8 protein-coding genes and 2 pseudogenes are annotated in these 11531 nt (G+C 71.9%); 7 read left to right on the top strand and 3 right to left on the bottom strand.

The window, feature by feature from the left end:
- Positions 1-206: 206 nt before the first annotated feature.
- Positions 207-410, top strand: a pseudogene (locus tag I8N67_RS44620) (transposase family protein); the annotation flags it as partial.
- A gap of 25 nt (positions 411-435) precedes the next feature.
- On the opposite strand, the gene I8N67_RS42685 reads toward I8N67_RS44620, so the two are convergent.
- The 3 genes and pseudogenes from I8N67_RS42685 to I8N67_RS18150 all read right to left on the bottom strand — a co-directional run bounded on the left by I8N67_RS42685 (position 436) and on the right by I8N67_RS18150 (position 3730).
- Positions 436-1380, bottom strand: a complete 945-nt coding sequence (locus I8N67_RS42685; protein ID WP_307835271.1) for an acyl-CoA dehydrogenase family protein — start codon at positions 1378-1380, stop codon at positions 436-438.
- A gap of 5 nt (positions 1381-1385) precedes the next feature.
- Positions 1386-1982 (bottom strand): annotated as a pseudogene (locus tag I8N67_RS42680) (acyl-CoA dehydrogenase family protein); the annotation flags it as partial.
- Entirely contained in the window at positions 1979-3730 is a 1752-nt protein-coding gene (locus I8N67_RS18150) for a fatty acyl-AMP ligase (RefSeq protein WP_200304166.1), read from the bottom strand. The gene I8N67_RS18150 and the pseudogene I8N67_RS42680, both read right to left, overlap by 4 nt.
- Positions 3731-3977: 247 nt before the next feature.
- Here I8N67_RS18150 and I8N67_RS18145 point away from each other — a divergent pair, with 247 nt between their 5' ends.
- From I8N67_RS18145 to I8N67_RS18120, 6 genes are all read left to right on the top strand, one after another.
- Positions 3978-4832, top strand: a complete 855-nt coding sequence (locus I8N67_RS18145; RefSeq protein ID WP_234045870.1) for an ATP-binding cassette domain-containing protein — start codon at positions 3978-3980, stop codon at positions 4830-4832.
- Positions 4832-5737 carry an ABC transporter permease gene (locus I8N67_RS18140; protein WP_200304164.1) on the top strand — a complete coding sequence of 302 codons (906 nt, stop codon included), beginning with the start codon at positions 4832-4834 and terminating at the stop codon, positions 5735-5737. Before I8N67_RS18145 ends, I8N67_RS18140 begins: the two co-directional genes overlap by 1 nt.
- Positions 5738-5853: 116 nt before the next feature.
- Positions 5854-7017, top strand: a complete 1164-nt coding sequence (locus I8N67_RS18135; protein WP_200304163.1) for an LLM class F420-dependent oxidoreductase — start codon at positions 5854-5856, stop codon at positions 7015-7017.
- Positions 7004-7726 carry a thioesterase II family protein gene (locus I8N67_RS18130; RefSeq protein ID WP_200304162.1) on the top strand — a complete coding sequence of 241 codons (723 nt, stop codon included), beginning with the start codon at positions 7004-7006 and terminating at the stop codon, positions 7724-7726. The genes I8N67_RS18135 and I8N67_RS18130 overlap by 14 nt, the downstream gene beginning before the upstream one ends.
- 54 nt (positions 7727-7780) lie before the next feature.
- Positions 7781-8605, top strand: a complete 825-nt coding sequence (locus tag I8N67_RS18125) for an SDR family oxidoreductase (protein ID WP_200304161.1) — start codon at positions 7781-7783, stop codon at positions 8603-8605.
- Positions 8606-8660: 55 nt separating this feature from the next.
- On the top strand, positions 8661-11432 hold the full coding sequence (locus tag I8N67_RS18120) for a non-ribosomal peptide synthetase (protein WP_200304160.1): 2772 nt from the start codon (positions 8661-8663) through the stop codon (positions 11430-11432).
- Positions 11433-11531: the final 99 nt, after the last annotated feature.

Raw genomic sequence — 11531 nt, 5'->3', positions numbered from 1 at the left:
GTTAAGGCGGGTCTTCGAAGTTGAGCGGTGCAGGGTCGGTGCGCGTCTGGCTGCCCGTCACGGTCTGTGATGGGTGGGGTGGTTGTCGGCCCTGGATGCAGGACGCCCGTGGTCCTGGGTGATCATTTCTGTTCTCTACGCAGAAAAATCACTGGGGAGCCACGGGCTTGGTCAACGATACGACGTTGCTGCTCGGCCTCGACGGGGTGTCCGTCATACGGGTCGAGCGGTGCGAGGACGGTAGGCGCCGGGTCCACCTGGCCACGGCGGATGCCTCGGCCCGGGCCTGCCCGGCCTGCGGAGTCTTCGCGTCCCGGGTGAAAGGCTCCGCGACCACCCGTCCCCGGGATCTCCCCTACGGCGAGCGCGGGCTGGAGTTCTTGTGGCACAAACGGCGCTGGTGGTGCCGCGAACAGGCCTGTCCTCGCAGGTCGTTCACCGAGCAGATCCCGCAGATCCCGGCCGGCAAGCGGCTGACCGGCAGGCTGCGCAGTGCGGCCGGGCGCCGGATACGGGACGCCGGCTCCACGGTCGTCCAGGCCGCCCGTGATCTGCATCTGTCCTGAGCCGGGTCAGGTCGGTGAGCAGTCGGCCGATGAGCGCGCTCACCCCAGAGGGCCCTTGTTCCCGTATCCGCGCCGCCAGGTCGGGCAGGGCCTGTACGGCGCTGCACCCCGTGGCGGACTGCAGCGTCAGGCGGTCCCGGTCGAACGGGGGCAGGGGTGCGGTGAGGTCGGCGGCAGCCCGCAGGCCGTCCATGTCCGCCCGGCGGCGAGTCAACTGGCGTCCCAGGCGGGGCATTTGGTTCAGAAGGGCAGCGCGGTTGACGGGTGTACTGCCGTCGAAGATCGCGCAGATGCGGTGGTCGCGCTCCAGCTTGGCGAAGCCTGTGCCGGGCGGTGAGGTGAGGAAACCGCGCACACCCAGCAGTTCACCGAGCGAGCCGAGCGTCTCCTGCGTCAGCGTGGGAACGTACGCCTTGGTGATCGCGGAGACCGTGCTCAGTTCCCCGGGCAGGGTGTGCACCGTACGGGCGGAGAGCAGGCTCACCGCCTCGGCGGTCAGCGCGGCGGCGGCGGCCCGGCCGAGGATGCGCCGTACGTGCGGGACGTCGGCGAGGCGACGGCCGTACAGCTCGCGTCCGGTGGCGAAGTCCCGGGCCAGCCGCAGGGCGTGGTCGGCGGCGCCGAGGGACAGCGCGGCGCACATGACGCGGGTGAGCTGGAGCGTCTTGAGGACGACGGCGGCCCCCTCGCCCTCCTCACCGACAAGGGCGTCCGCCGGAACGCGTACGCCGTCGAGGGCGAAGCCGCTGATGTCGGCGCCCCGGATGCCGTGCGTACGGACCTTGGGCAGGTTGCGCCAGGCTCCCTGGGCCACTGGCGCTTGTCCACGAGGAAGAGGCTGAAGCCGCGTCCGCCGCCCGCCGGGCCGGTGCGGGCAAGGACACAGGCGAGGGTGGACCGGGTGGCGTTGTTGACGAGCCACTTCTCGCCGGTGAGCAGCCAGCCGCCGCCGACATCCCCGTTGACGCCCCTGCCTACACCGGCACTGACACCAGCGCTGACACCGGCGTCGGCGTCGGTGACCGCCGTGAACTCGCCGGCCAGCAGGTCGGCGCCGTGATCGCGCTCGGTCAGTCCCCAGCAGACCGGCTCGCCGTCGCGTACGCGCTCGGCGAGCCGGGCGGACTGTTCCACGGTGCCGGCCACCCACACCGGAGCCGTCCCGAGGAAGGTCTTGCCATGCGCGATGGCCACGGTCAGGTCGCGGCGGGCGACCGAGCGCAGCAGCCGTACCGTCTCGCTGACGTCGCCGTCCGCACCCAGGACGTAGTGGGCGGGCAGCCCCGCGGCGTCGAGGACGCGGACGGCACCGGCGGGGAACTCCTCCCGGTCGTCGAGTCCGGCGAGTACGTCGGGCGAGAACGCGTCGTCCTCGTGGGCGGCGAGCAGGGTCTCCAGGTCGGCCGTGGTCGTCATGGTGCGGTCACCCGCCGGTGCCCGTGCAGGGCCTCGGTGAGCCGCGGGTCCTCACCGAGGTGCAGGGTGTCCAGCTCTCCGGCGAGATAGAGGGCGCGCATCGCCGAGCGCTGCACCTTGCCGCTCGTGGTGCGCCGGACCCCGCCGGGCCGCACCAGGGCGACCGCCGCGACGGGGACGCCGAACTCGCGGGCCACGGTCTGCTTCATGTCGACGGCGATCTGCCCCAGCCGCTCCGCGCCCCAGTGGGCGCGGATCTCGTGGATGGCGACTATCGCCGGGGCGACGTCCACGCCGTCGCTCTCGCCGTCACCGACCATGAGGACGGCTCCGTGCAGACCCGCCAACTCTTCGTGCTGTGCGCGCAGTTCGTACTCGATGTCCGAGGGGTGCAGGTTGCGCCCGTGCAGGACGAGGACGTCCTTGCGGCGTCCGGTGATGTAAAGGTCGCCGTCGAGCAGGTCGCCGGTGCGCAGGAACGGTCCCTGTCCGTCGGCGGTGCGGGCCCGGAACATGGCGTCCGTGGCGTCCTCGTTCTCCCAGTAGCCCGCGGCGACGCAGGGGCCGCCGGCCCAGATCTCGCCGATCCGGCCGTCGGGCAGGGCGTCCCCGGTGTCGGGATCGACGATGCGTACGTCCGACCCGGTGGGTGCCCCGCATCCCGTGAGCAGCCGGGACGGTTCCGTGCCGGTGGCCGGCCGCAGTTCCTGCTTCTCCAGTGCGGGGGCATCGATCGCGGTGCGCAGCGGTGGCCGTCCGCTGGTGCCCGAGACCAGCAGGGTCGCCTCTGCCAGGCCGTACACGGGGATGAGCCCTTCGGGCCGGAATCCGGCGGCGGCGAACCTCTCGGTGAAGGCGGCGACGACATCGGCGCGGACCGGCTCCGAGCCGTCGGCGGCCTTGAGCCGGGACAGGTCGAGCGTGGCGAGCTGCTCGTCGATGACCCGCCGGACGCACATCTCGTAGCCGAAGTCGGGTGCGGCGGTGAATCCGATGTCACAGGCGTCCAGCATGCGCAGCCAGTGGTAGGGGCGGCGCAGGAAGGACATGGGGTCCATCTGCACGTATCCGTTCCCGCTGAGGATGCCGGGCAGCATCAGGCCGATCAGGCCCATGTCGTGGTAGAGCGGGATCCAGCCGCCGTACCTCGTGGTGCTGTCGTTCCCGAAGGTGTGGACCATCCGCTCCACGTTGGCCGTCAGGTTGCCGTGGCTGACCATGACGCCCTTGGGGTCGCCGGTCGATCCCGAGGTGTACTGGAGCAGTGCCAGGGTTTCAGGCGACACCTCGGGAGCGGTCCAGGCGTCCGGGTCGCCGTCACCGGCGTCGGTCGGATGGCAGACCGCGCCGACGATGCCCTCCTCGGCCACCCACTTCTCGACGTCCGGCAGATCGCCGCGCTGCGTCAGGATGACGCGCACCCCAGCGTCGCGGGCGATGGCGGCGAGCCTGCGGCGCTCGTGCCGGTAGCGGCCCGGCAGCGGGGCGGGGACAGCTATGAGACCGGCGTAGACGCAGGCGGAGAAGGCGGTGGGGAATTCGATCCCGGGGGAATAGAGGAGTAGCGCCCGGTCCCCTGGAGAGAAATACTCCCGGAGCCACGAGGCAATGCGCCGAGAATGCAGATCGAGCTCTGCATTGTTGCGCACGGTACAGCTTATTTCATCGAAGGCGGAAACAAATGTCACGGCGGGCTGCTGCGGATCGCATGCCGCCCGCCCCCTCAGCTTCGTGAGTAATTCTCGCACGACAGAAACCGTAGATGATCAAGGTTCCCGATCGGACCCTGAAAGGTTCAAGCCAACCTAAAACAATGCCATCGAACGTCCAATGAATCTTGACACTTCCATGGTCGACCCAGGTCGTAGGCGGGCGTAGAACAGTTCTGTGCATACGCCAGCCACACCGGCCATCCTCGTCCAGGGCCTACACAAGAAATACCGGGAGAACCACGCATTACGTGGTATTGAACTGGAGGTTCACCCAGGTGAAGTCATGGGACTCCTGGGACCGAACGGAGCCGGGAAGACCACCCTGGTCAAGATTCTTACGACACTTCTCGAGCCGGACTCCGGGCGGGTTTTCGTCAACGGCAGGAGCGTGACGGAAGAGCCGGAAAAGGTACGATCCGCGATCGGAATGGCCGGCCAGTATTCGACCGTCGACGGCGTGTTGACCGGCTTCGAGAACCTGTACCTCCTCGCGAAACTACGCGGCGTGGGCCGCCGCAGGGCCCGTCGTGTCGCCGACGACCTGCTGTCCCGGTTCCGGCTCACCGCCGTGGCGGGACGCCAGGCCGGCGCCTACTCCGGTGGTATGCGCCGACGCCTGGATCTGGCCGCGGCCCTCGTCGGCGCCCCGCCCCTGGTCGTCCTGGACGAGCCCACCACCGGCCTCGACCCGGAGAGCAGACTGGACACCTGGGACGCGGTCGGTGAACTCGTCGCCGGTGGCACCACGATCCTGCTGACAACGCAGTACCTGGAGGAGGCGGACCGCCTCGCCGACCGGATCACCGTGATCGACCGGGGCCTGGTCGTCGCCGAGGGCACCAGCGACGAACTCAAGGCCGCCGCCGGCAACCGGCTGGTGATGCACGTCGCCGAGGAGCACCAGCTCGACGCCGCTGCCCGCGCCGCCGCGCGGGCCACCGGCGCGACCCCGGCCGTAGACCGCCGGGCCCGGCGGGTCGAAGCGGCCGCCGCCGACGGCCGGGCCGCTCTGGGACGTGCTCTCGGCGCACTGGAGGGCGAGGGGATCGAGGTGCTGGAGATCGGCCTCAGCCGCGCCACCCTCGACGACGTGTTCCTCGGCCTGACCGGCCGCGCCGCCCGGCGGGAGGCCGCGTGATGAACGCCCCCGTACAGGTCCGCGGCAACGATCCGGCCCCGCTCGGGACCGAGCGTCCCCCCGAGCCGGCCGCCGACAGTTCCCTCCTGCCGACCGCGGCCCGGCGCAACCCCGTGATCCGTGTCGTCGCGGAGAGCGCCGACCTCGCGCTGCGCAACCTGCTGCACCTGCGGCGCACTCCGGGACTGCTCATCTCGTGCCTGGTCGAGCCGGTCGTGTACGCCATGCTCATCGGGTACCTCTTCGGCAACAGCCTGGGCGGCACGGCCTATCGCTCGTACATGTTCTCCGGACTGATCGCCCAGACGGTCGCCTTCACCACCACCTTCACCACGGTCGGGCTCTCCAGGGACCTGGACCAGGGCATGGTCGACCGCTTCCGCACCCTGCCGATCTCCCGCGTGGCCCTGCTGCTCGGCCGGACGACCTCCGACCTCACCACCTGCGTGGCGAGCGTCGCCGTCACCATCACCTGCGGTCTGTTGATGGGCTGGCGCCCGCACACCGGTCCCGGCGAGGTGGCCGCCGGGGTCCTGCTGGTGCTGCTGTTCTCCTTCGCGATGTCATGGATCGGCGTCTTCGTCGCCCTGATCACGCCGAACGCCCAGGTGGCCGGGAGCCTCGGGGTGATCTGGCTGTTCCCGGCGACGTTCATCTCCTCCGGGTTCGTCTCCGGAGCGACCCTCCCCGGTCCGCTGTCCGCCGTGGCCGCCTGGAACCCCATCACGTCGCTCGCGAACGCCCTGCGCCGCCTCTTCGGCAACACGCCCCCGCCGGGCTTCCCCGTCCAGCACGCCTGGCCGGCCCAGCATCCCGGGCTGTACACCGTCGGCTGCGCGGTCCTGGTCATCGCCGTCTTCACCACCCTCTCGACATGGCGTTACCGCACCCGCACGAGCCGCTGACCTCGTCCACGCCACCAGGCCCGGTCCCGACAGGACCGGTCGGCCCGGTCGGCACGCCGGACCCCGGCCCTCGCGCCCTCGCGCCCTCGCGCCCTCGCGCCCGCACAGGAGTCCCCATGACCGCCCCCACCCTGCGCCTCGGTCTCAACCTCGGCTACTGGACCGGCCGCAACGACGCCTCCAACCTCTCGCTCGCCTCCCTCGCCGAGGGTCTCGGCTACTCGGCGGTGTGGGTCTCGGAGGCCTACGGATCCGACGCCGTGACCGTGCTGTCCTGGATCGCCGCCCGCACCTCCCGTATCGATGTCGGCAGCGCGGTCCTGCAGATACCCGCCCGTTCGCCCGCGATGACGGCGATGACCGCCGCCACCCTCGACACCCTGTCGGGCGGACGGTTCAGGCTCGGACTCGGCGTGTCCGGCCCCCAGGTCTCGGAGGGCTGGCACGGTGTCCGATTCGCCTCGCCGCTCGGCCGCACCCGCGAATACGTCGGCCTGGTGCGCCGGGCGCTGCGCCGGGAACCCCTGGAGTACGAAGGCAGCCACTTCACGCTCCCGCTGCCGGACGGCCCCGGCAAGGCTCTCACCCTGACCATCAGGCCACCGCGCGAGCGGATCCCGCTCTACCTCGCCGCCCTCGGCCCGAGGAATCTGGAGCTGGCCGGGGAGATCGCCGACGGATGGCTGCCGGTGTTCTTCTCCCCCGCCCACGCCGCCAAGCAGTTGGAGCCCCTGCGGGCCGGCCTCGCGAAGTCCGGGCGCACCCTCGACGGGTTCGACATCGCCCCCTGTGTGCCCCTGGTGACCGGCCCCGACTGGCAGGCCTGTGCCCGACGGGTACGGGGATACGCCGCGCTGTATCTCGGCGGCATGGGCGGCCGGGAGGACAACCACTACACGCGGTTGGCCGAGCGCATGGGCTTCGGCCCCCAAGCCCGTACCGTCCAGGAGAGGTTCCTGAACGGGGACTACCCGGGCGCCATGGCCGCCGTACCGCTCGACTTCCTCGACGCCACCTCGCTGCTAGGGCCGCGGGAGCGCATCGCCGAGCGGATGACGGCGTTCGCCGAGGCCGGCGCCACCACGCTCAACGTCATGCCGGTCGGCCCCGGGCTGCCCGGCCCGGACCGCGCCGCCGGCGCGCTGCGCACAGCCGTCGAGGCGGCGGAACTCGCCGGGGTGCTCGCGACGCCGGGTACCGCCTCGGACAGCCCCCGCCCACCGGGCTCGCTCGACTCACAGGACTCGCAAGGAGACGCCCCCACCCATGACCACGCCTGACACCACCAAGCTCATCTGCCTCCCCTACGCCGGGGCGGGTGCCTCCTTCTACCGTCCCTGGACCGCCCTCGCCGGGGACGCGCTGGAGATCGTGGCGCTGCAACTGCCGGGTCGCGAGCGGCTGATCGACGAGGAGCCGTACCGGGACGCGCACGAGGCCGTCGACGGGCTGATGGCCGAGCTGCGGGACCGACTGGGCGAGGGCGAGGGCCGGGGCGAGCACAAGGTCGCCCTCTTCGGGCACAGCCTCGGTGCCGTACTCGCCTACGAACTCGCCCACCGGCTGGTCGCCGAACCCGGCGTCGAGCTCGCCCACCTGTTCGTCAGCGGATCGCCGGAACCCGCCCGGGGTCGCGAGCGGCGGGCCACCGGCCTGTCCGACGAGGAATTCCTCGCCCGTGTCGGCGACTTCGCCGGCTACCACCATCCCGCGCTGGACGACCCGGAGATGCGCGAGATGATCCTCCCCGCCCTGCGCGCGGACGTCGAGATGCACGAGTCCTACGTGCCCGGCACCGACCTCCCGCTGGACGCGCCCCTCACGGTCGTCCGGGGCGAGGACGACGAGCTGGTCGGCTACGACGACGCGGAGTCCTGGAGCAAGGTGGCCGGCCGCGACTTCGAGCACGTCGAGGTCCCCGGCGGCCACATGTACCTCACCGACGCCGCGCCGGCGCTGGTCCGGCTGATCGTCTCGACGGTGCTCTAGGCCGTGTCGTCACATTCCCGTCGTCGTCCATCCTCATCCTTCAAGGAGTTCCCGATGCGTCTGCACGGCAAGTCGGTCCTCGTCACCGGTGCCGCCCGCGGGCTCGGCAGGGCCACCGCGCTCGCCTGTGCCGCCGAGGGCGCCGATCTGACCCTGCTGGACATCTGCGCCGACCTGCCGGGCGTTCCCTATCCGCTGGGCTCGCCCGGGCAGTTGGAGCACACCGCCGCACTGTGCCGGGAGGCCGGCGCGGCCGTCCTCACCACGGTGGCCGACATCCGCGACCTCCGGGCCGTACGGGAGGCGGTGCCCCGGGCCGAGGACCGGTTCGGGCGGATCGACGTCGCCGTCAACAACCCCGGCATCGCCGCGCCCTCGGGCAAGCCGGTGCACGAGATCGGCGAGGAGGAGTGGTCCCTGATGATCGACGTCGACCTCTCCGGGGCCTGGCGGGTGATCCGCGAGGTCGGCAAGGCGATGAGCGCCCGGCGCACCGGCAGCATCGTCAACGTCGCCTCCACCGCCGGGCTCGTCGGCTACCGCCACTTCGCCGGATACGTCGCCGCCAAGCACGCCGTCGTCGGGCTGACCAAGGCGGCGGCGCTCGACTACGCGCCGACGAAAGTACGCGTGAACGCGGTCTGTCCCGGGTCTGTGCGCGACGACGCGCAGGCCGAGGGCCGGATGCTCGCCGAGATCGCGAGGGCGCTCGACGTACCGGTGCACGAGCACGAGAAGACCTTCGTCGAGGCACAGCCGATGAACGCGCTCATCGAGCCCGAGGACGTCGCCGCCGCAGTCGTCTTCCTCGCCTCGGACGAGTCCCGGCAGATCACCGGCTCGGTCCTGACCGTGGACGGCGGATTCAGCATCCGCTGAGCGGCGCATCCGCCGTACCCGCCCCCTGCTGATCCGAACGACAAGGAGTCCCCCCGTGTCAGGCCCTCTCCTCCCCGCGGCGCGCTGCCACGCGGTGCGCGTCCGCTGGGACCGTTCCCCGAACTCGGCGGCTCTGTCGGTCCTGTCGGGTCTGTCGGCCCTGTCGGGACTGTGGACGGAGGACGTGCCCGCGCCGGCGGCGGACCCGCCGGCCGAGCGGCGCCGCGCCGCCGAACTCGCCCGCCCCGCCGACGGGCTGCGCAGCGTCCTGCTGCGCTACGCCGACGGCCCGTGCGACCTGATCCTCGTCGCCCCGCGCGACCAATGGGACCGTACGGCCCTCGCGCGGCTGGCGGCCGGCGAGTCCCCCGGACCGGGCACCGGCCATCCCGCCGCCGGCACAGCCGCGTTCGCTCCCGCCCCCGCGTGGGGGCTGGGCGACGACGGACCGACCGTCCCGCACCTGTTCTCCCTGGACGAAGGGGGCGACGAGGCTGGCTGGCTCGCGGCCCTCGCCGTCACCCTGCGCCGCTACGACCCCGAGACCTCGCCGGTCATCGGCACGGACCACGGCTCGTTCACCGTGCCTGAGGCCCGCACGCTCGGTGAACTGAAGCACGCCGCCGCGGACGGCCCCGCGCTCGTCGGCCTGCTCTTCGACGAGGCCGAGGTTCCCGGGGCGTACGTGCCCTGCCTGGCACCGCCGTTCCCGCTCACCGTGGCCGTCTTCAGGGACACCGACGGCTGGCGGCTGCGCTGCGACCACGTCAGCGGTCACGTCTCCACGGAGATCGCCGCGCAGTTCACCCGGCACCTGGTGCGGGTCCACCAGCAGCTCCTGGACTCGCCCGGGACCTTGGTCGACGACGTCGATCTGATGGACGAGACCGAACTCGAGCGTGTCGCGGCGCTCGGTCGCCCGCCCCGTCCCCTGGTCACCACCCCGGTGAGCATGCCCGAGGCGTTCACGCGGATCGTCGCGGCGACGCCGGACCGCATCGCCGTGACCGACGGCCGCGCGGGCCTCACCTACCGCGAACTCGACGAGCGGGCCGCCCAGTTGGCAACCGGCCTGCGGGCACGCGGGGTCGGCGACGGTGACCGCGTGGGCGTATGCCTGGAACGCACCGCCGAACTCGTCGTCACCCTGCTCGCCGTGCTGAAGGCCGGCGCGACCTACGTGCCCGTCGACCCCGCCTACCCGGCGGACCGGATCGCCCACACGGCACGGGACGCGGGCCTGAGCGTGATGATCACCCGCCTCCCGGAGTTCCCGGAGGTGGCGGGCTGTGTGCCGGTGACACCGGACGAGGTGCTCCACGTAGACGAAAGGCTCGGCGTCGACGAAGTGCCCGGCGTACTCGACACGGCGTCGCGGCCCGGCGACGCCCCGGTCCTGCCGACCGCCGTCGCGCCGACCGCCGTCGCGCCGACCGCCGTCGCGCCGACCGCCGTGGGGCCGACCGCCGTGGGGCCGGACACCGCCGCCTACGTCATCTACACGTCCGGTTCCACCGGCCGCCCCAAGGGCGTCGAGGTGCCGCACCGGAACGTGATCGCCCTGGTGGACGCGACCCGCGACGCGTACGGGTTCGGGCCGGACGACGTGTGGACCTGGTTCCACTCCAGCGCTTTCGACTTCTCGGTGTGGGAGATCTGGGGCTGCCTGCTGACCGGCGGCCGGCTGGTCGTGGTGCCGTACTTCGTCTCCCGGGAACCCGACCGCTTCCGCGACCTGCTGGTGTCCGAGAAGATCACGGTGCTGAGCCAGACGCCGTCGGCCTTCGCACAGTTGCTGGACGTGGACCACTCCGAGGTCGGGGTCCGGTTGGTCGTGTTCGGCGGGGAACCGCTCGACGCGCGCATGCTGCTGCCCTGGTTCGACCGGCACCCCGAGTCGGTGTGCCGGATGGTGAACATGTTCGGCATCACGGAGACGACGGTCCACGTCACTGAGCAGACCCTCACCCGGGGCCTGGCGCTCGCCGCCACCCGCTCCGTCGGGCATCCGCTGCCCGGCTGGCACCTGTACGTGACGGACCCGGCCGGGCGCCTGCTGCCGCCCGGCGTGGCGGGCGAGGTCTGCGTCGGCGGCGCCGGCGTGGCGCTCGGCTATCTCGGCCAGGAGGAACTGACCGCCCGGCGCTTCGTTCCGGACCCGTTCACCGGCGGCACCATGTACCGCAGCGGCGACCTCGGGCGCCTCCGCCCCGACGGCAGGCTCGAACACCTCGGGCGGATCGACAGCCAGGTGAAGATCCGTGGCTTCCGGATCGAGCTGGACGAGATCCGCGCGGTCCTGCTGGAGGACCCGGACGTGCGGACGGCCGCCGTGGTGATCCACCGGGACGATCCGGCCGACGCCGCCACCGCCCGGATCAACGCCTATGTGGTTCTCTCCGGCGGCGCCCCGGACACGGTCCGCAAGCGGGCCGCGGGCGTCCTGCCCGACTACATGCTCCCCACCACGGTCACCGCCCTGGACGCGCTCCCGCTGACGCCCAACGGCAAGCTCGACCCGTCCCGCCTCCCCCCGCCCACGGCGCCCCGCTCATCGGCCCACGACGCCGCGCCCCTCACGGCCGACACCCACGCCGACGCCGACACCGACCTCACCGAACGGCTGCGGGAGATCTGGAGCGAGGTGCTGGGCGTACCGGTCGGCCTCGACGACGACTTCTTCGAGCTGGGCGGCAACTCCCTCTTCGCCGTCCGCATAGGCGCCGCCCTGCGCGCCCACGGCCTGCCGTCGCTACGGCTGCGGGAGCTGTACCGCCATCCGACCATCCGGGACACCGCCAGGGAACTCGCGGCCTCGGCCACCTGACCCCGGCGCGCCGTCGGGGCGGACCGGATCACGATCGTGAACTACGTCGCACAGCCGGGGTTCAGGTTGCGGACGGGGGTGGTGCGCATGTTCGGATGA

This window comes from Streptomyces adelaidensis, assembly GCF_016598475.1.
Classification (GTDB): Bacteria; Actinomycetota; Actinomycetes; order Streptomycetales; family Streptomycetaceae; genus Streptomyces; species Streptomyces adelaidensis.
This window is presented reverse-complemented; position numbering and strand designations above follow the sequence as displayed.